At 62.3% G+C, this 19950-nt stretch carries 22 protein-coding genes; 15 read left to right on the top strand and 7 right to left on the bottom strand.

What is annotated here, in order from left to right:
• Positions 1–59: 59 nt before the first annotated feature.
• Positions 60–908: an aldo/keto reductase gene (locus FEZ59_RS18155; protein ID WP_172932977.1), complete on the bottom strand. Its 849-nt coding sequence runs from the start codon at positions 906–908 to the stop codon at positions 60–62.
• 130 nt (positions 909–1038) lie between these two features.
• Here FEZ59_RS18155 and FEZ59_RS18150 point away from each other — a divergent pair, with 130 nt between their 5' ends.
• From FEZ59_RS18150 to FEZ59_RS18140, 3 genes are all read left to right on the top strand, one after another.
• Positions 1039–1635, top strand: a complete 597-nt coding sequence (locus FEZ59_RS18150; protein ID WP_080909129.1) for a class I SAM-dependent methyltransferase — start codon at positions 1039–1041, stop codon at positions 1633–1635.
• Between the two features lie 89 nt (positions 1636–1724).
• Positions 1725–3356, top strand: coding sequence for an ATP-binding cassette domain-containing protein (locus tag FEZ59_RS18145; RefSeq protein ID WP_172932976.1), 1632 nt, complete (start codon positions 1725–1727; stop codon positions 3354–3356).
• Between the two features lie 143 nt (positions 3357–3499).
• Positions 3500–4339 (top strand): aldo/keto reductase, encoded by an 840-nt coding sequence (locus FEZ59_RS18140; RefSeq protein ID WP_172932975.1) that lies wholly within the window; start codon positions 3500–3502, stop codon positions 4337–4339.
• Positions 4340–4351: 12 nt separating this feature from the next.
• Here the strand turns inward: FEZ59_RS18140 and FEZ59_RS18135 are convergent, their stop codons facing one another.
• From FEZ59_RS18135 to FEZ59_RS18125, 3 genes are all read right to left on the bottom strand, one after another.
• On the bottom strand, positions 4352–4927 hold the full coding sequence (locus FEZ59_RS18135; RefSeq protein WP_021345234.1) for a TetR/AcrR family transcriptional regulator: 576 nt from the start codon (positions 4925–4927) through the stop codon (positions 4352–4354).
• Positions 4928–5341, bottom strand: a complete 414-nt coding sequence (locus FEZ59_RS18130) for a VOC family protein (RefSeq protein WP_021332241.1) — start codon at positions 5339–5341, stop codon at positions 4928–4930. It abuts the gene before it with no gap.
• Positions 5342–5415: 74 nt separating this feature from the next.
• The gene (locus FEZ59_RS18125; protein ID WP_029255992.1) at positions 5416–5835 is read right to left on the bottom strand and encodes a hypothetical protein; all 420 of its coding nucleotides are present in this window, start codon (positions 5833–5835) and stop codon (positions 5416–5418) included.
• 106 nt (positions 5836–5941) lie between these two features.
• On the opposite strand from FEZ59_RS18125, the gene FEZ59_RS18120 reads away from it, so the two are divergent.
• The 6 genes from FEZ59_RS18120 to FEZ59_RS18095 all read left to right on the top strand — a co-directional run bounded on the left by FEZ59_RS18120 (position 5942) and on the right by FEZ59_RS18095 (position 11578).
• Positions 5942–6292 carry a helix-turn-helix transcriptional regulator gene (locus FEZ59_RS18120; protein WP_020970449.1) on the top strand — a complete coding sequence of 117 codons (351 nt, stop codon included), beginning with the start codon at positions 5942–5944 and terminating at the stop codon, positions 6290–6292.
• Positions 6285–6830, top strand: coding sequence for a hypothetical protein (locus tag FEZ59_RS18115; RefSeq protein WP_020970450.1), 546 nt, complete (start codon positions 6285–6287; stop codon positions 6828–6830). Before FEZ59_RS18120 ends, FEZ59_RS18115 begins: the two co-directional genes overlap by 8 nt.
• A 43-nt stretch (positions 6831–6873) precedes the next feature.
• Entirely contained in the window at positions 6874–7770 is an 897-nt protein-coding gene (locus tag FEZ59_RS18110) for an ATP-binding cassette domain-containing protein (protein ID WP_019744869.1), read from the top strand.
• Positions 7767–8960, top strand: coding sequence for an ABC transporter permease (locus FEZ59_RS18105; protein WP_019744870.1), 1194 nt, complete (start codon positions 7767–7769; stop codon positions 8958–8960). Before FEZ59_RS18110 ends, FEZ59_RS18105 begins: the two co-directional genes overlap by 4 nt.
• Before the next feature lie 93 nt (positions 8961–9053).
• Positions 9054–10541 (top strand): carboxyl transferase domain-containing protein, encoded by a 1488-nt coding sequence (locus FEZ59_RS18100; RefSeq protein ID WP_019744871.1) that lies wholly within the window; start codon positions 9054–9056, stop codon positions 10539–10541.
• Complete coding sequence (locus FEZ59_RS18095; RefSeq protein ID WP_020908745.1) at positions 10538–11578, top strand: hypothetical protein; 1041 nt, start codon at positions 10538–10540, stop codon at positions 11576–11578. The genes FEZ59_RS18100 and FEZ59_RS18095 overlap by 4 nt, the downstream gene beginning before the upstream one ends.
• A gap of 4 nt (positions 11579–11582) precedes the next feature.
• Here FEZ59_RS18095 and FEZ59_RS18090 read toward each other — a convergent pair whose 3' ends face one another.
• A complete protein-coding gene (locus tag FEZ59_RS18090; RefSeq protein WP_134999149.1) occupies positions 11583–12854 on the bottom strand; it encodes an MFS transporter in 1272 nt (423 codons plus the stop codon).
• 177 nt (positions 12855–13031) lie between these two features.
• On the opposite strand from FEZ59_RS18090, the gene FEZ59_RS18085 reads away from it, so the two are divergent.
• The 3 genes from FEZ59_RS18085 (at position 13032) to FEZ59_RS18075 (ending at position 16699) form a co-directional block, all read left to right on the top strand.
• Positions 13032–14948: a propionyl-CoA synthetase gene (locus FEZ59_RS18085; protein WP_019744874.1), complete on the top strand. Its 1917-nt coding sequence runs from the start codon at positions 13032–13034 to the stop codon at positions 14946–14948.
• 93 nt (positions 14949–15041) lie between these two features.
• Positions 15042–15887 (top strand): mycofactocin-coupled SDR family oxidoreductase, encoded by an 846-nt coding sequence (locus tag FEZ59_RS18080; protein ID WP_020908748.1) that lies wholly within the window; start codon positions 15042–15044, stop codon positions 15885–15887.
• Between the two features lie 302 nt (positions 15888–16189).
• Entirely contained in the window at positions 16190–16699 is a 510-nt protein-coding gene (locus tag FEZ59_RS18075; RefSeq protein WP_042952672.1) for a hypothetical protein, read from the top strand.
• 7 nt (positions 16700–16706) lie between these two features.
• Here the strand turns inward: FEZ59_RS18075 and FEZ59_RS18070 are convergent, their stop codons facing one another.
• Positions 16707–17093 (bottom strand): DUF1304 domain-containing protein, encoded by a 387-nt coding sequence (locus FEZ59_RS18070; protein WP_003939752.1) that lies wholly within the window; start codon positions 17091–17093, stop codon positions 16707–16709.
• Between the two features lie 87 nt (positions 17094–17180).
• On the opposite strand from FEZ59_RS18070, the gene FEZ59_RS18065 reads away from it, so the two are divergent.
• Both FEZ59_RS18065 and FEZ59_RS30435 read left to right on the top strand, forming a co-directional pair.
• Positions 17181–17774, top strand: a complete 594-nt coding sequence (locus FEZ59_RS18065) for a TetR/AcrR family transcriptional regulator (RefSeq protein ID WP_069146442.1) — start codon at positions 17181–17183, stop codon at positions 17772–17774.
• Between the two features lie 12 nt (positions 17775–17786).
• Positions 17787–18014 (top strand): GNAT family protein, encoded by a 228-nt coding sequence (locus FEZ59_RS30435; RefSeq protein ID WP_302622414.1) that lies wholly within the window; start codon positions 17787–17789, stop codon positions 18012–18014.
• Here the strand turns inward: FEZ59_RS30435 and FEZ59_RS18060 are convergent.
• Positions 17972–18562, bottom strand: coding sequence for a TetR/AcrR family transcriptional regulator (locus FEZ59_RS18060; protein ID WP_020970457.1), 591 nt, complete (start codon positions 18560–18562; stop codon positions 17972–17974). The genes FEZ59_RS30435 and FEZ59_RS18060 overlap by 43 nt on opposite strands.
• 112 nt (positions 18563–18674) lie before the next feature.
• On the opposite strand from FEZ59_RS18060, the gene FEZ59_RS18055 reads away from it, so the two are divergent.
• Positions 18675–19913, top strand: a complete 1239-nt coding sequence (locus FEZ59_RS18055) for an MFS transporter (RefSeq protein ID WP_172932974.1) — start codon at positions 18675–18677, stop codon at positions 19911–19913.
• Positions 19914–19950 lie beyond the last annotated feature (37 nt).

Raw genomic sequence — 19950 nt, 5'->3', positions numbered from 1 at the left:
CACGACAGAACGGCACTCCCGCGATTGCGGGAGTGCCGTTCGTGGGTCTACCGGAAGTTCTAGCTGCCGAGCGTGACCGGGTCGGGGCCGATGCGGCCGGCCGGGTCGTCGAGAGCACCGATCGCGTTGATCTGTTCCGGCGTCAGTTCGAATCCGAAGATATCGAAGTTTGCGGCGATACGTTCGGGGGTCACCGACTTCGGAATCACCACGTTTCCGATCTGCAGGTGCCAGCGAATGATCACCTGAGCCGCGGTGACGCCATGAGCGTCGGCGATAGCGGTGATGGCGGGGTCACCGAGAACAGTTCCCTGGCCGAGCGGGCTCCACGCTTCCGTCGCGATTCCCTTGCCGGTGTGGAAGGCGCGCAGTTCGGCTTGGTTGAACTTGGGGTGAAGCTCGATCTGGTTGAGGACCGGCACCTCACCGGTTTCACCGATGACACGCTCGAGGTTCTCGATGGTGAAGTTGGAGACGCCGATGGATCGAACCCGTCCGTCCGCCTTGAGCGTCTGGAATGCCTTGAAGGTCTCGACGTACAGGTCCTTGGACGGAACCGGCCAGTGGATCAGGTACAGATCGAGGTAGTCGAGACCCAACTTGTCGAGGCTGGCGTCGAAGGCGGCAAGCGTCGAGTCGTAGCCCTGATCGTCGTTCCACAGTTTTGTCGTGATGTACAGGTCTTCGCGGGCGATGCCGGATTCGGCGATCGCGCGGCCGACGCCCACCTCGTTGCCGTAGATCTTGGCGGTGTCGATACTGCGGTAACCGGTCTTCAGAGCGGTGGAGACGGCTTCCTGCGTCTCGTCGTCCGGAACCTGGAACACACCGAATCCCAGTGCGGGGATCGTCTTACCGTCGTTCAGAACAATGGTCGGTACAGAGGTCACATCGTTGGTCTCGGTCATATGTGGATCCAACGCACGGGCGCCAGGAGGCATTCCCCACCGAACCTCCTCTTCGCACCCTTGTCGCACCCGAAATGCCGGTCTACCTTGGAATACAAGTAATCGAATCGCCTCGAGAAAAGAGAGAGCGATGAATCTCGGATATCGCCTCGCCTACAAGGTCGGCGTCACTCCATGGGAGCACACCGGTCACGGCTTCGACGCTCAACTGTCCGGCCTTCTGGATGCAATTCCCCTCCCGGACGGTGGCCGTGCACTCGATATCGGTTGCGGCACCGGACGCCATTCCATCGAGCTGGCGCAACGCGGGTGGCACGTCACCGGCGTCGACGCCGAACAGGAACCGCTGGACAAAGCGCGCATTCACGCGCGTGAAGCACACGTCGACGTCCGGTTCCTCCACGAGGACGCGGCAGACCTGCACATTGCTGTCGACGGCGGGCACATGCTGGTGCTCGACATCGGCTGCTTTCACGGGCTCACCGATCATCAACGACGCGACTACGGGAGGTCGGTCAACGCGATCACCGCACCCGGGGCGTCCATGGTGATGTTCGCATTCGGGCCAGGTCACCGTTGGCCGATGCCACATGGCGTCTCCGAGGAGGACGTCATGCGAGTATTCGACGGTTGGTCGATGGCCTCGAGTACGGCCGCCGACGTGAGTGAATCGCCACTTCCGGTCCGTGCGGCACATCCGTGCTGGTACCACCTGGTCCGTGACTGACTGCTGTGCGCCTTTATTAACCGCCCGCGGTTAATAAAGGCGCACAGCACCGATTAACACAGGCGCACAGCTCCGGGGATACTTCTCAGGTGACTGCAACACTGCGCATCAGCGGCCTCTCTGCCTCCCGGGGAGAACGCACTCTGTTCTCCGACCTCGATCTCACCGTCGCGCCCGGCGACGTCATCGGCCTCGTCGGCGCGAACGGCGCCGGCAAGTCGACGCTTCTCACTGCACTGGCGGGAATCGGAACTGCCGACGTCGAAGGTTCGATCATCCTCAGCCCGCCAGACGCTGCGGTGGGCTATCTCGCGCAGGAACCCGACCGCATCGAGGGCGAGACCGTCCTCGAGTTCCTCGGCCGACGCACCGGCGTCGCGCACGCCGAGGCGGTCATGAACGCCGCGGCCGAAACCCTGGCTGAAGCGGAGGAGGATCTGTACTCTCCGGCTCTCGAACGCTGGCTGGCTCTCGGCGGCGCCGATCTGTTCGAGCGCGCTGAGAAGGTGGTCGAAGAACTCGGGCTCGGAGTTCCGCTCGATGCTCACATGACGGCGTTGTCCGGCGGTCAGGCCGCACGCGCCGGGCTCGCGTCGCTGTTGCTCTCGCGCTACGACATTCTCCTGTTGGACGAACCCACCAACGATCTCGACCTGCGGGGTCTCGAGCAGTTGGAGCGATTTGTCGCCGAGACCCGAGCGGCGCTGGTTGTCGTGAGCCACGATCGCGAGTTCCTCTCGCGCACCGTCACGGGGATCGTGGAACTCGATCTGGCACAACAGGACATCGCCGTTTACGACGGCGGCTACGAGTCGTACCTCGCCGAACGCGAGATCGCCCGCCAGCACGCACGCGAGGCGTTCGAGGAATACGCAGGCACCCGCTCCGATCTCGAAGATCGCGCACAGATGCAGCGCAACTGGATGGAACACGGCGTCCGCAATGCGCGTCGTAAGGCCAAGGACAACGACAAGATCGGACGCGGATTGCGGACCGAGTCGACGGAGAAGCAAGCCGCGAAGGCACGCCAGACCCAACGTCGCATCGAGCGACTCGAAGTGGTCGAGGCACCGCGCAAGGAGTGGGAACTTCGCATGGAGATCGCGGCGGCTCCGCGGTCCGGATCCGTTGTCGCAACCACGAATGGTGCCAAGGTAACGCGCGGTCAGTTCACGTTCGGTCCGGTCACGACACAGATCGACTGGGGCGATCGAATCCTCGTCACGGGCGCGAACGGGGCAGGCAAGACCACCCTCCTGAACGTTTTGCTCGGCAAACTCGTCCCAGACGAGGGCATCGCGTCCTTGGGTTCCGGTGTCGCGATCGGTGAGATCGATCAGGCGCGTGGATTGTTCGAAGGTGATCAACCAGTCGTCGAGGCCTTCGGCGCTCAGGTTCCGGACTGGCCCGATGCCGATGTCCGTACTCTGCTCGCCAAGTTCGGCCTGCGCGGACACCACGTACTCAGATCTGCCGCTTCCCTGTCCCCCGGCGAAAGAACAAGGGCTGCACTTGCTTTGCTCCAAGCTCGCGGCGTGAACCTACTGGTACTGGACGAGCCGACGAACCATCTCGACCTTCCGGCGATCGAACAGCTCGAGCAGGCGATGGAATCCTTCGAGGGAACCCTCCTCCTGGTCACTCACGATCGACGCATGCTGCAGTCCACCCGAAGCACGCGCCGGTGGCGAATGGAGAACGGACAGCTCTTCGAGGAGTAGCCAACCGACTCTGCTTGCGCAGACAACCCGCGTGTGCAACTATTTATCAGGCGCACGCAATAGTTGCATGCGCGGCATAGGTGGGCACGGGCGACACGATCGCCCGTCGAACCGCCACACCCAGTCTTGAAAGGCGCTCTTCAATGTTGTCGATCCCCGACCGCACACTGACTCACGGAACCACCGGCGAACCGATCACCATCCCGCAACTCGGGTACGGCGTTTTCCAGGTACCGGACGCACAGACCGAAGAGGTCACTGCCACCGCTCTCGAGATCGGCTACCGCCACATCGACACGGCCGCAATCTACGGAAACGAAGCCGGTGTCGGCCGCGCCATCGCTAGTTCGGGTGTTCCGAGGTCAGAGCTTTTTGTCACCACCAAGTTGTGGAATGACGATCAGGGCCACGACCGAGCGCTCGCCGCGTTCGACACGAGCCTCGACAAGCTCTGCCTCGACTTCGTCGACCTGTATCTGATCCACTGGCCGGCACCGGCAAAGGGCCTGTTCGTGGAGACGTGGGCCGCTTTCGAGGAGATCCTCGCCTCCGGCCGTGCCCGTGCGATCGGCGTGTCCAACTTCCTGCCGGAGCACCTCGAACTGCTGGCCGAGCACAGCTCGATCACCCCGGCCGTCAACCAGATCGAATTGCACCCCAGACTGCAACAGCACGCGTCACGGGAGTACACGCGAAGTCGCGGCATCGAAATCGAGGCATGGAGCCCACTGGGACAGGGAACTATCCTCGACGACCCGACCATCGGGAACATCGCTGCAGCACACGGAAAGAGCCCAGCGCAGATCATTCTGCGCTGGCATCTCGAACAGGGACACACCGTTTTGTCGAAGTCGGTGACACCTGCCCGCATGCGCGACAACGCCGCAATCTTCGACTTCGCACTCGATACCGACGAGTCAGCTGCCATCGCAGCGCTGAACACCGACAGCCGTGTCGGACCCGATCCAGTCGAATTGAACTGAATCGAAACGGCTTCAGGAATTTTCGTGGGGAGTCAACGTCAGCAGCACGGAATCGACGGACTGCTCGGCCAGGAGCGCGTCCAGCGGTAAGTGACGGAACAACGCTCGGTAATAGATCGGCGACGCCAGGGCATCCAGGACGAAGTCCAGGTCGAAGTCGCTCCGAATTTCGCCGCGTAGCCGCGCCGATTCCAGCACTGCCGCAGTGGAATCGCGTCGTGGCTGAAAGAATGCCGACTGGAAATCCCGCGCCAATTCCGGGTCCGCCGCCAGATCCGCGACCAACGCGGGCAGGATCCGCCCAACTACCGTTTCGCTCAGCCCCACAACCAATGTCGTGATGCCGGCGACCAGGTCTGCCCTGAGATCGCCGGTGTCCGGCGTCGGATCAGTGCCGATGTGCGCCACGACGACGTCGACCACCAGATGCCGCTTCGACGGCCATCTCCGGTAGATGGCGGGTCGGTGCACGCCGGCTCTCGTCGCCACCGAACCGATCGACAGCTCCGCATAACCGTTCTCCCCCAACAACTCCAGGGTTGCCGCCAGTACGGCGTCGTCGATCCGCTCGTCGCGGGCGCGCACCATCTACAGCACCGGTCGCGGCATGAGCACCAGACGCCAGCCGTCGGGATCTTCGAAAGTCATCCCCGCATTCTCCTCCCAGTACGGATTCTCGGCGCCAACGGGTTCGTGCCCTGCTTCACCCAACCGCTGAACTACCTCGTACATCGCCGATTCGCCGGCGAAGTAGAGCACCAACAGGTTGTCCTGCGTCGGCGCCGGGCACGGGCTTCCGTCTTCGTGGGTCGTGAATTCGAGGTGATAGTTCGAATCCGGCAGCCCCAGCATGATTCCGTCGTACCCGGCATGACCGGAGAACCGGTAGAGCTCGGGCAATCCTAGACAGTCGCGATAGAACGCAATCACGTCGTCGAGCCTGTCGGTGGGTCGCGCTACGCGCACTTGCACTACTGCGAGGTCGTTCGGCCAAGTTGTCATTCCCAAACAGTACAGTACGTACCGTAATGTTTCGAGAAGATGGCCGCCAGCCTCCCGACGCCAGCTCGCTGCAACTACAAGCGATCATTCTCCGGAAACGCCGCTTTGGGCATGAACTTCGGCCTGGCGAACAGCACAGAGAGATTGGTGGGCTGCGACTCAACCGGGCGATCGGACCGATACAGCAAGGCCTGCTGCGGGGTACTCACCCATTCGCTGGCGAAAATCTCACCGATACGGCCCACCGGCACGTGCGATCCATCCTCGAGTCGAACGGTGACGTCTGCCCCGGCGTCCGACTGGCCGTACACGACCCACCACGATTCACCCTCAACGTCCCCTGGAGTGTGCTGACCGATACCGATGACGGCACCTTTTTCCATCGCATCGCGCCAGACCACTTCACGCCCTTGCGGTCCCACGCTGTAACTACCGTCCTCGCGCACCTGCACGACGAGACAGGACTTCTCGAGCACCAACTTTTCGACCACCATGCGACGCCCCTTCTGTTGCCCGAACCCTATCCGCCGACACCACCCAGAAACGGCATCTTCGCGGTTCATGTTGACAAACTGTTGGGTTTTTACAACACTTTGATGCATGAGCCCAGTCCGACGGGGAGACGCGCTCCCCATCTTCAATCGCATCGGAGTGCTTCGCGCCGAGCGGAAGATGAGTCGGGCCCAGCTTGCACAACTCGTCGACGTCAACCCGCAGACGGTGGGGGCGCTCGAACGCGGCGATCACTACCCCAGCCTGGATCTCGCGTTCAGGATCTGCTGGGTGTTCGACCTTCCGGTCGAAGCGGTGTTCTCCCGGACGGAGTTCGGGCCGCTGTCGACGGAGGTCTACCGGAATGCACTGTCGACGGAGGTCTACCGGAATGCACCGTCGACAGAGGTCTACCGATCTGACCGCACTACCGAGGGGAGTGAAAAGCCCAGTGCCTGAATCAAATCTGATCGACCGCTACCAGGCCCACCGCACTCGGCGGTTCCTGCAGAACGAGGAGACGTTCCGACATTGGCTCCCGAATTGGCGAACCCGTCGACGTCGGCGGATGCTCGTCATCGCCCTCGGAGTCCTGTTCGCCACGATGGTTGCCATCGGCATAGCGTGCCTGTTCAACCCACTGTTCGCGGTGGCATGGCCGGTCCTAACCCTGTTGTTCCTACCGACGTGGTCTTCACTTCAAATCGTGTCGGGCAGGCAAGGGGATGCGCCGCGGCATGCTCTGGACGAATGGGAGATCCAGCAACGCAACGACGCCCGTTCCGTCGGGTTGAGCGTGACTCAATCGTTGGTCTTCATTGTCGCCATTTTCCTCATTTTCACCTCGTCGGTGCAGTGGAATGTAGAGAGACTGCCTTACTCGGGAGGTTTATTGGCACTGACTGCAATGCTGATCGGCGCGTGCACGCCCGCGATGATTCTCTCGTGGACCAATCCAGACCCGGATCCGATTGATTCCGAAGAGTTCGACCTCTGACCCGTATTACCGAAGCGCACCACTCGACCGATGGGAAGGACCCATGTCAGCCACCCTCACGATCGACGGCATCTCGAAACGCTACGGCGACGTCGTTGCACTCGACAACCTCAGTTTCGAAGTGCGACCAGGCGAGATCTTCGGATTCGTCGGCAGCAACGGCGCCGGCAAGACGACCACGATGCGCATTGCGCTGGGTGTGCTCGGAGCAGATTCGGGGGAAGTTCGCCTCGGCGGCAAACCCGTCGACCTCGACGTGCGTCGCACTATCGGATACATGCCGGAGGAACGCGGCCTCTACCCCAAGATGAAGGTGGGCGCGCAACTTTCCTATCTGGCCGAGCTACATGGACTCTCGAAAGCCGATGCGCATGCGGCGACAGAGCGCTGGACCGAACGTCTGGGTATCGCCGAACGCGTCAAGGACACCGTCGACTCCCTGTCCCTCGGTAATCAGCAACGTGTGCAGCTCGCGGCCGCGCTGGTTCACGATCCAGCGGTACTCGTTCTGGACGAACCGTTTTCGGGCTTGGACCCCGTAGCGGTCGATGTCATGAGTGACGTGTTGGTCGAGAAGGCTCGCACCGGTGTTCCCGTAATCTTCTCCAGCCATCAGCTGGATCTGGTGGAGCGCTTGTGCGATCGCGTGGGCATCATCAGCCGCGGCAGCATGCGAGAGATCGGAACCGTCGACGAACTACGAGGCAAGGGCGACGGCCGAATCGAAGTCTTCGCCCCTGACGCGCCGGTCGGCTGGGCACACCACCTGATCGGTGTCACCACACTGAGCCACCTCGACGGTCGAACGCTCCTGAGCGTCGACGGAACCGCCGACGATCAGCAGATCCTGCATGCAGCGTTGAAAACCGGACCGGTGCACGAGTTCACGCTACGACGTCCGTCACTGACCGATCTGTTCCGAGAGGTAGTAGCCGCATGAGCAACCAGTTGAGCGGAGGTCGAGCCATCGGGTTGGTCGCCCGACGCGAATTCATGACGCAGATCTCGAAGAAGAGTTTTGTGATCAGCAACGTCATCATTCTGGTCGCGATCGTCGGCGGCATCATCGCCTTCTCACTCTTCTCCGGCGGTGACGAGGACAAGTCGAAGATCGGCTTGGTCGGCAACCAATCACTCAGTGCCACGATGGTGTCCATCGGCGACACCCTCGGAAATCCGGTGACGGTGACGGAGGTTTCCGACGACGGAACCGCGCGTAACCAGGTCAAGGACGGCGACCTCGACGTGGCCGTGATCGCTGGATCGGGCGGCGGCGTCACTGTCGTGACCAAGAAGGAAGTGCCCACGAATCTGCGCGCCGTCATCGAGAGTTCCGTTGCACAACAGGCACAATCGAATGCGCTCTCCGCCGCGGGGATCGATCCGGCTCAGCTCGCCGAAGCCACGTCCACCGCAGTGGTCACCATCGATGCCATCGATCCCCCGGATCCCGAACAGGGCCAACGCATAGCGATGTCGATCGCTGCTGTGGTGCTCCTGTACATGCAGATCCTGCTGTTCGGAACGTACGTGGCGATGGGCGTCGTCGAGGAGAAGTCCAGTCGCGTGGTCGAGCTGCTGCTCTCCACTCTTCGTCCGCTTCAGTTGTTGTGGGGCAAGGTTCTCGGAATCGGTGCTGTCGGCCTGATGCAGATGGCTGCCTATGCCGTCGCGGGCGTCGCCACCGGACTGGCGACGGGCGTCCTGACCGTGACGGGCACCGCGATCGGCGTTCTGTTCGGCACTCTCGGGTGGTTCATTCTCGGCTTCCTCTTCTTCGCCGTGCTGTACGCCGCCGCCGGGTCCATGGTCTCGCGGCAGGAGGACGTCAACGCCACCGCGATGCCTCTCGCGCTGCTCGTCATGGCGATGGTCAGCGTGGCTTTCGTTTCGGTGAGCAATCCAGAAGGAACCCTGAGCAACGTGTTGAGTTGGATTCCGCCGTTCTCGGCAATCCTCATGCCCCTGCGTATTTCCGCCGGTGTTGCTTCTCCGTTCCAGATCGTGGGAACGATTCTGCTGATGCTGGTGGTGACCGCTGCGTTGTCGATGATCGCGGCAAAGATCTACCAGCGCTCCATCCTTCGTATCGGCAAGGTCGTGTCATGGAAAGAGGCGTTCGGACGCTGATTCTCCAGCGCACAACTGGCGCCACGCGATCCCGGCGGCACCCCGTCCAGGTAGGTTCATCCTGGACGGGGTGCTGCTTACTTGGAGGACGTTGTGCGAATCTCGGCCGAAGAACTACTCACTGCGGTACTCGATCCCGAGAGCTTCGTCTCTTGGGACTCCCCGCCCGTCGACGTCGGACCTGGCCCGAAATACGCAGAAGACCTGGCGAAGGCCCGCGAGAAGAGCGGAGTGGACGAGTCCGTCGTCACCGGTGTCGGTACGGTTCGGGGCCGTCGGGTCGCGGTAATTGCCTGTGAATTCAGCTTTCTCGCCGGTTCCATCGGAGTCGCCGCGGCCGAGCGGATCGTGACCGCCGTCGAACGTGCTACGGCAGAACAACTCCCGCTGCTCGCCTCGCCCACCTCCGGCGGAACGCGGATGCAGGAGGGCACCGTCGCCTTCGTTCAGATGGTGAAGATCGCTGCGGCAGTGGCTGTTCACAAAGCGGCACACCTGCCCTACCTGGTATACCTGCGCAATCCCACCACCGGCGGGGTCTTTGCCTCGTGGGGATCCCTCGGCCACATCACCGTCGCGGAACCCGGTGCTCTGGTGGGATTCCTCGGACCCCGTGTCTACGAATCGCTGTACGGCGAAAAGTTTCCCGACGGTATCCAGACGTCCGAAAACTTGTATCGCAACGGCGTTATCGACGGCGTCGTACCCGTCGACCGCCTCCGTCTGCTGGTCAATCGAGCGTTGTGCGTGCTCACCGATCCCCCGGCCCCGGCGGCCACGGACCCGATTCCCTCACCCGAGATTCCCGATGTTCCCGCCTGGCAGTCGGTGATGCTCTCGCGCCGGGCCGATCGACCCGGCATCCGGCAGTTGCTCCGCCATGCCGCAACTGAACAGGTACCGCTCAGCGGCACCGGGCAGGGTGAAACCGACAAGACGATCTTGCTCTCGCTCGCCCGCTTCCGAGGCTTTCCGTGCATCCTGCTCGGCCAGGACCGCAGTGGCCAATCCGCGCTCACCACGATGGGACCGGCCGCGCTCAGGGAAGCGCGACGGGGCATGAAACTTGCCGAAGAACTACAACTCCCGCTTGTCCTCGTGATCGACACTTTGGGCGCGTCGCTGTCCAAAGAAGCTGAAGAACGTGGACTGGCCCCTGAGATCGCCCGTTGCATCGCCGACCTCGTGACGCTGAAGACCCCGACAGTGTCGGTGTTGCTCGGTCAGGGAACAGGCGGCGGGGCGCTCGCGCTGCTGCCCGCCGATCGGGTACTCGCGGCACAGAACGGGTGGCTCGCTCCCCTGCCGCCGGAAGGCGCAAGCGCGATCGTCCATCGCGACATCAGTCACGCACCGGAGATGGCGGCAGCGCAGGGCATTCGTTCGTTGGATCTGCTTCGAGACGGCGTAATCGACGCGATCATTCCCGAAACGCCTGACGCGGCCGACGAACCCGTGGAATTCTCCAAGAGGGTAGGGGCTGCGATAGCGCACGAACTCTTCATGCTCGCCGAAGAGTCGGACACCGATCGCCAGTCCTCCCGTATCGCGCGCTATCGAAACCTGGGAGTTCCGCAATGACGACGAAGGACCGGAATGCGCTGACGCTGCCGCACAGTTACGACCGCGCGGCACTCGCTCGTTTCGAATTGTTCCTGTTCGCGGGCATCGCCACCGTGTTGATCACCCGCGCTTATCTGGCGGCAACGGGCTATCCCCAGATCGGGGGCGGCGCCCTCCACATCGCACACGTTCTCTGGGGCGGATTGCTGATGGCCGTCGCCATCGTCGCGACCGCCATCACCGAAGGCTCTCGCACGCGTGACCTGGCCACGCTCGTCGGCGGAATCGGGTTCGGTCTCTTCATCGACGAGGTCGGAAAATTCGTCACCGCCGACGTTGATTACTTCTACCAGCCTGCCATCGCGATCATGTACGTCGTCTTCGTTCTCTTCTATCTTGCCGCGCGCGAGGTGGTGATTCGGCGCGGAATGAATGATCGTCATCGGCTCGCCATCGGGGCGCGAGCGCTCTCGGACCTCGCTCTCGGTCAGCTCGACGAGATCCAGTACAACCACGCCCTCCGCGTACTCGACGGCGTCGAAGACCGCAGCCTCACCGACCTCGTCGATTCGATCAAAGCCGGCCTGCATTCACAGACTCCGCCGACCGGCGGTATCGAATCGAAGATCACTCGTGGCCGCAACGCGTTCTTCCACCGCGCCGAGGAACTGCTCCGGCACCGTGTCGTCCGCCGACTGGTACTGACCCTGTTCGTACTGCAGGCTCTTCTGGCGATTGTCCAGGTGATCTACGCGTTGGTGTCCGAGAACGTCGTCGAGGCCGACGACGTCTCCGACCTGGTGGTCCAGATCTCCACCGTCGCAACCGGAGTTCTTGTGGTTCTGGGAGTGTGGTTCCTCTTCCGCGGCCCGTACCTGCGAGCCCTGAGACTCCTGCGTGCATCCCTCATCGTGAGTCTCCTGGTGACGCAGGTCTATCTGTTCACGCAGGACCAGTTCGGCGCGCTTTTCGGTTTCGCAGTGTCACTGTTCATGCTCGCGACACTTCGCATCGCGATTCGAAGCGAAGAGGCCGCCGCGGCTCTACCGCAGTAATTCTCTACCGCAGCGAGATCGCCGGCCGACTCGGTAGATCGCGGATCCCGCGGAGGGGGCTGAAGAGCAAGATCAATCCGCACGGCGCGATCAGGCAGGCCATGATCCACATCGTCCCGCGCGGTCCCACCGCGTCGCCGAGGTAGCCTGCCGTCAGCGCACCGAGCGGAATGCTGCTGTGCAGCAGGAACATACTCGTTGCCACTACTCGTCCGAGGCGGTCCGGCGGACAGTAACTTTGACGGAAACTGCCGAGCACCACGTTGCACGACACGACACCCGCAACCATCACCATGCCGCCGATGCAGAACCAGAACAGGCCGGCACCGTACGTCGTCAGAGGCGCCAACAGGATGAACGGTCCCGTCACCAACTGACAGATGAGAACGCTTCGGGCAGTGCCGAATCTGCGGCCGAGCGGGCGCGCGATCATCGATCCGACAATTCCGCCCACCCCGGCAATCGCCAAGAGAAGCCCGAGTCCGAACTCCCCCACACCAACCGTCTTTTCCAAGAACACGATCTGAATCGTGGTGTACCCGGTGAGACCGAAATTGAGCAGAGTGCCGTAGACGACGATTGACCGCAGATACGGATCACCGGCAACGAATCGCAGTCCGAGCGCAATCTGCCGTCGCAACGGTTCTCGCTGATTCTGTCCGCGATGGACGGTCTCCTGCACACGAATCAGCCAGATGCATACGAAGCAGAAGGCGAACGTGAACGCGTCGACAACCAGACCGGCCGCGAGCCCGACAGTTGCAACCACCAGCCCACCGACGCTTGGGCCGATCACCCGAGTTGCGGCCTCGGCGCCCTGAATCTTCGAGTTCCCTTCGACAAGATCCGCTTCGGCGAGCACCGTGGGGAGATACGAGTGATAGGCCGCCTGGAAGAAGACCGTGGCTGTACCGGTGAGCAGCGCGACCAGGAGCAGGTGGCCGTATGTCATCGCCTCCAGGAGGCCCGCGATCGCGAGGCTCGCGAAGAGCAGCGCGCACGCAGCGTTCGCGATCATCATGATCGGACGCCGTGGCAGCCGGTCGATCCAGGCACCGGCAGGTAGTCCGACGATCAACCACGGCAACCACACTGCCGATGCCAGCACACCGATCTGGAAGCTACTCGCGTCCAGTTCGCGAAGCGCGACCAGCGGCAGTACGACGGTCGTGACACCGTTTCCGATACCGCTGACTGCGTCGCCGGTCCACAGCAGTCGGAAGTCACGCAGAGCGAGTACTCCCCAGAAGCCTGCGCGTTGCGCTGCACCTGTCACATCGATCCCCCTTTCCGTCCCTGGCTTATCCCACCCCTACGCGCCACTGGCCGACGGGACAGGCCCGCCCGGCGCAAAGGGACGGTACCCGCACCGCTACTGAGGCGCACCGCACTGACGGTGACCTAAGGTGTTTCAGGTCACCGGTAAGCGAAGTTCACGAGAGGACACACGTCGATGAGCTCTTCCGAGCAGGCGTCCCACACCACGTATGCCGACGCATATCGCGAGAGCATGGATCAGCCGGAGAAGTTCTGGCTCGACGCTGCGCGTGCCGTCGACTGGGATGTCGCCCCCACGAAGGCTCTCGACGATTCTGCCGCGCCGATCTATCGCTGGTTCCCGGATGCTTCGCTCAACACCAGCTTCAATGCCCTCGATCGGCACGTCCGCGACGGCCGCGGCGATCAGACCGCGTTGATCTTCGACTCCGCGATGGTCCCAGCCAAGACGACCTACACCTACGCCGAATTGCTCGAGCAGGTCTCACTCTTCGCCGGCGTCTTGAAAGATCAGGGTGTGGTGGCGGGCGACCGCGTGATCATCTACATGCCGATGATCCCCGAGGCCGCGATCGCGATGCTCGCGTGTGCGCGAATCGGCGCGGTGCATTCGGTGGTGTTCGGCGGCTTTGCGGCCAAGGAACTCGCAACCCGTATCGACGACGCCGGTCCAGTGGTGCTCGTGACGGCGTCCGGCGGCCTCGAACCCGGACGAACAATCGAGTACCTGCCGATGGTCGAGAAGGCTCTGCAACTGTCCGCCACGCCCGCGCACACCGTGATCGTGAAGAATCGCGAGCAGATTCCCGGCGCAGCTGCCGACTACAAGTCAAGTGCCGCAGCCTGGTTCGACTGGGACGAGCTGATCGCTGATGCAACTCCTGCCGACCCGGTGTCGGTCGCCGCGACGGATCCGCTCTACATTCTCTACACCTCGGGAACGACCGGTAAGCCCAAGGGCGTCGTCCGGGACAACGGTGGCCATGCCGTTGCCCTGACGTGGACGATGAAGAATCTCTACGACATCAGCCCCGGCCAGGTCTGGTGGACCGCCTCAGACGTCGGTTGGGTGGTCGGCCACTCCTACATCGTCTACGGGCCACTGCTCGCCGGAGCTACGACGGTCATGTACGAAGGCAAGCCCGTCGGGACCCCCGATGCAGGTGCATTCTGGCGCATCATTTCCGAATACAAAGTGTCGGCACTCTTCACCGCTCCGACAGCGATCCGCGCGGTCCGCAAGGCCGACCCGGATGCAAAAGAGCTTGCCAAGTACGACATCTCGTCGCTCGACACACTGTTCGCGGCCGGCGAGCGCTTGGATCCCGACACCTACGAGTGGGCTACTCGGATTCTCGATCGCCCGGTGGTCGATCACTGGTGGCAGACCGAAACCGGTTGGGCCATCTGCGCGAACCTGCGCGGCCTCGAACCGATGGAGATCAAAGCAGGCTCACCCACCGTCGCCTGCCCCGGATACCGCGTCGAAATCGTCGACGGCAAGGGCGAACTCGTGGGTCCGGGCACCGAGGGCAACATCGTGATCGGCCTGCCGCTTCCTCCCGGAACACTCGCCGGACTGTGGCGTGACGAGGACCGATACGTGAAGTCCTACCTGTCGACTTTCGAAGGCTATTACCTCACCGGCGACTCCGGATACATCGACGAGGACAACTACGTCTTCGTGCTCGGACGAAGTGACGACGTGATCAACGTTGCCGGACATCGCCTTTCGACCGGAAGCATGGAGGCCGTCGTCGCCGGCCACCCGGCTGTCGCCGAATGCGCGGTCATCGGCATTCACGACGAACTCAAGGGGCAACGCCCCAGCGGCTACGTCGTGCTCAAGTCCGGCGTCGACATCGATCCCGAAACACTCCGACAGGAACTGGTCGCCCGGGTGCGAGACCAGATCGGTGCCGTCGCCACGTTCCGGGACGTCACCGTCGTCGCTGCACTACCGAAGACTCGTTCCGGCAAGATCCTCCGCAAGACCATGCGGCAGATTGCCGACAACGAGGAGTACACGGTCCCGTCGACCATCGAGGACGCGAGCGTACTGGACGAGTTGTCCAAACTCCTTCGCGGATAAGGATTCAGAGAATTCCCCTGCCTGGCTCGCACCGAACGTAGCAGTATGAACACGTTCCAGTTTTCAACGATTCAGACGGGCAGGGGAAGTTCGATGGGCAATTTGGACGGTCAGGTCGCATTCATCACCGGAGCGGCGCGCGGTCAAGGGCGCGCACATGCCGTCAAGCTCGCGTCCGAGGGCGCGGACATCATCGCGGTGGATCTGTGCGCGCCGGTCGCAACGGCGGGGTACGACATGGCCACCGAAGCCGACCTCGACCAGACCGTCGCCCTGGTCGAAGCTCAGGGCCGGCGCATCGTCGCATCCGTCGCGGACACTCGCGACCTCGATGCCCTGAAATCAGCGGTCGACGCCGGAGTCGAGAAACTCGGCCGACTGGACATCGTGATCGCCAACGCGGGAATCGCGGCGTCGGCGAAATTGTCCTGGGACCTGAGCGCCGAAGAGTTCCGCGAGCTGATGGACATCAACGTCACCGGCGTTTGGTTGACGACCAAGGTATCGATTCCGCACATCATGAACGGCAATCGAGGTGGATCCATCGTGTTGATCAGCTCGATGGCCGGGCTTCGAGGCGTGCCGGGTATCGCACACTATTCCGCGTCGAAGCACGCCGTTCGGGGGTTGGCGAAGTCTCTGGCCAACGAACTCGGCTGGGCGGACATTCGGGTCAACTCTGTACACCCGGGCAATGTGCGAACGACGATGATCGACAACGAACCGATGGTTCGTGCGTTCCGTCCAGACTTGGAGAATCCTGTCCTCGCCGATACCGCTCCGATCATGTCGAAGCTGAATCTGCTGCCCCACCCGTGGGTCGACCCCGAAGTGATTGCGGATGCGGTGTTCTATCTGGTGGGGCCGGCCGGGCGCGGGATCACCGGCATCGCGTTGCCGATCGATCTCGGCACCTCGGAAAAATTCGCCGGCGGCTGAAGGCCCGAACTGATGCAGAATTGCCTCTGCCGGATGGGTCTCGAGCACCATCCGGCAGAGGCAATTCCGGCTTGATCAAGCCTTCGTAGCAACAGAACAAGTAGTCGACAACCTCATAGGCGCTCCTCGTCTGGCGTGGGAAAAACCGTTGTGGGATGCGCAACAAACCCAAGACCCAGCGTAGAAGCATTTGGCCGCAAACGCGCGTCATTCGGCACTATTTTTTTGGATTCGGGCATACTGGACAACGCTCCCACCACGTATTATGGACCCGAGTTCACACTTACAGGGGGTAAGGCACAGTGACGGTCAAATACGCCGCAAAAGACCCGATTCACGGAAAAGTCGAGATCTCGTTCGATGTCGACACGGGGGTCGTCGACGTCCGAAACGGCAACTCACACGCTCTGTTGACGCGTCGAGTCGATTCCCCGCGCCGCGAAGGCACACCCATCGGAACGCGCGCCGCCGCCGACTTGTTCTTCACTGTCGGTGGCGACGAAGTCGAACTCACTGTCGGCAAAGGGTTTCTGTCCCGTCGCTCGTACTCTGTCTCGGCACTCGTCGACGGCGTGAGTTTGAACTTCGCCCCAGTCGACGACGCGAACAGTGCATTCACCCGCGACGGATTGCGGATCGGGCACTTCTCCAAGAACGAGGAATCCGATCCCAGACAGACCGACGCAGTCTGGTCGAGCACGCCGAGCACCGACGAACTTGTCATCGGTTACGCCCTGGCCGAAGCCTTCGATTGCGGAGCACTCAACGGTGCTTTTGCGTTGATCGAATCACTGGTGCTCGGCGGCGGATAGAGACCACTCAAAGCAGGTGGATTACCAGCAGAACAACGGCAATAGCTGGGAAAAGCATCTGCACGACGGCTGCGCGGGCTTTGTCGGGAGACGAGAGAATCAGCACCAATCCCGCGGCAACCATCGATCCTGTGCCCGCCAGGACGAGGGCAATTCCGACCGACGCGGAGCCGGTCGCCGCAATCACGATGCCGACCGCCGACACGATCGCCAGGAAAAGGTTGTAAAAGCCCTGGTTGAAGGCGAGCGGCTGCGTGGTGATCGCCTCTTCCTCGGACTTCACGCCGAACGTGGCGCGGGTCTTCGGTGCCGTCCAGAGGATCGATTCGAGGACAAAAATGTATACGTGCACTGCTGCGGCCAGTCCCGCGAAGATGTAGCCGGCGACGTTCATCGGTGAACTCCTGTTGCTTCGAGTGAATTCTGTATCGTTCGGTCCAATATATACTGGACCGAACGATACAGAAAGAGCGAGGCTTTGATGGGCAGATCACAAGAATTCGACACAACAGCCGTGGTCGCTGCCGCTTTGGACGTTTTCTGGGCACGCGGATACGAAGGCGCCTCACTCGGAGACCTCGAATCCGCGACGGGGCTGAGTCGGTCAAGTCTCTACAACTCGTTCACCAACAAGCGCGGATTGTTCGACGCCGCAGTGCAGATGTACCTCGAACATGTCATCCGGCCACGTCTGCGCGGCCTCACGACAAATCCCGGGACAGACGCCGTCGACGACTACCTTTCCTCGCTTGAACACGCGATCGGCACCATGACCGCCGACTCGCCTCGGCGCGGTTGCCTACTTCTCAATACGGCTGCCGGACTCGGCGCGCACGACGATGCGGTGGCAGCCGTGATCCGCGCCTATCGGCAAGAACTTGCCGTTGCAATTCGCAGCGGGCTACAAGCCACATTTCCGACCGCGACAGACGCCACCCTGAAGGATCGCACTCGAATCATTCTCTCCTGCACAGTAAGTGCACTGGTCCTCGCGCGAGTTGATACCGAAGAGGCGATCGCAACTCTGGAATCCGCGCGCCGCCTGAACGAAGAGTGGCAGAGCCGGAACACGTAGGCTGTAACCGCACTGTCCGAGTGGGCATTCCGCGAAGTAGGGTTTCATCGCTTGGAACTCGAGCACTCGATCCACAACCCACGATCGTGCCGAGTCGCCACCAAAGCAGGCTTCAGCGAAGAAGGTGTTCGACGAGGCTCCGCCAGGCACGCCGACGGCTGGCACGACATGCATGTCCACGCCCGACTACGTAGCGATCAGCCTTCGGCACCGACCCGCGCCGCGAGCGCAAGTGTCTGATCCACCAATTCCGCAACTCGCTGCGGCGCGACCGGTTCGAGGTCGAACAGAATTCGGTAGATGATCGGTGCCACCACGTGGTCCACTACCGAATCACCATCCACGTCAGCAGCTTCCGGCCAACGAGCTAGTATCACGTCGATCTGTGTCCGACAGAAAAAGGCGCACTTGAACTTCTTCGTGCCGTCCGGTGCGTGCGTCTGGTCGTCGCTCATCAGCACATCTCGCAGCGATGCGCGACCGACGGGTGCAGACATCTCCTCCAGATAGTCCTGCGCCCAGATCGTCAGATCCCCTCGGAGCGAACCCGTTTCACGCGGGTCGGCGTCCGGTCGCAATCTCTCGATCGAGACATCGGCAAAGACTTCGTTGATGTCGCCCCACCGCCGATAGATGGTCGACGGGGTCACACCCGCATCGGTTGCGATCATCGGCACCGTGATCTCTGCCCGATCACGCTGTTCCAACAACTTGCGCGCCGACGCATGCACTGCCTGTTGGATGCGCGCACTGCGGCCACCGGGGCGCGGACCTGCGGACGGACTCATAAATCAATACTAACGCAAAGATGTTGCATTAGGCTACGGCCAGGCGTAGCGTCCCAAACGCAAAGTATTTGCGTTTGAAGTCTTCACCACCCGCACGGGAAGCGCTACGACAATGACAACGACCATTTCACCACCGACCGAGAGCACTTCACGCCCACGCTTGGGGCGAGGCGTCGCTTTCACACTCATCGCCGTCATCATCGCTACGTTCCTGGGCGCCTCCGCGACCCCGACACCGTTGTACGAGCACTATCAACAGTTGTGGGGATTCTCCTCGCTCGCGTCGACGCTCGTGTTCGGCATCTACGCTCTCGCATTGCTCGCCACGCTCTTGACCGCCGGATCCCTGTCCGATCACATCGGCAGGCGCCCGGTCCTGCTCGGAGCGCTCGCCTTGGAGGCGGTCTCGCTCGCCCTGTTCGCGTCGGCCGATGGTTTGACCATTCTGCTGATTGCCCGGGTCGTGCAGGGTGTTGCCACCGGCGCTGCAATCAGCGCTTTGGGTTCGGCGTTGATCGACCTCGAACGCACTCCGGGACGCGGATCGATCATCAACAGCGTTGCTCCGACGGTGGGGCTTGCCGTCGGAGCCGTGGGTTCGAGTCTCATCAGCGAGCACCTGCCCAGGCCAACCAGCACTGTCTACCTGGTCCTTCTCGTACTCGTCGTCCTCGAGATCCTCGGGGTTTGGGCCGCTCCCGAGACTTCGGGCGGACGCCCCGGAGCCTGGCAGTCGCTACGCCCCACCCTTGCTGTTCCTCGCGAGGCCCGAACCATGATTGCGCTCACCGCACCGTGCCTGATCGCGGTCTGGGCGCTGGGCGGTTTCTACCTCTCACTCGGACCTGCGCTGGCGCGCAACGCACTTGACGTTCACAGCTCGCTCATCGGTGCCATCATGGTCGCAACACTGACGGGATTCGGAGCCGCAGCGGTGCTCACCTTCCGCAAACTCGGCGGCCGAACCGTGATGCTGATCGGAACAACCGCCTTGGTGCTCGGGGTGGCCGTCACACTCATCGGTGCTGAAACATCCTCTGCAGTATTGATTCTGGTTGGTACGGCTGTTGCCGGGATCGGCTTCGGAGCAGGATTCCAGGGAACCATCCTCACTGTCATGCCGCTGGCCGAGAATCACCAACGCGCGGGGTTGTTGTCCACCGTCTACGTCATCGCGTATCTGGCCAACAGCCTTCCGGCATTGCTGGCCGGCTACCTGGTCGGCAAGGTGGGGTTGGTGGATACGACGCGTGGCTACGGCGCACTCGTCATGGTTCTCGCGGCCGCCGCACTGATCGGACTGCTGGTCACCGGCGAGCGAAAGGTCGAAGCTGTCTCCGTGTCGGAGTAGGTGTCCCCCGATCGGTGGACACACCGTTCCTCCTGCA

The organism is Rhodococcus sp. MS13 (assembly GCF_013277835.1).
In the GTDB taxonomy this organism is placed as follows: Bacteria; Actinomycetota; Actinomycetes; order Mycobacteriales; family Mycobacteriaceae; genus Rhodococcus_F; species Rhodococcus_F erythropolis.
This window is presented reverse-complemented; position numbering and strand designations above follow the sequence as displayed.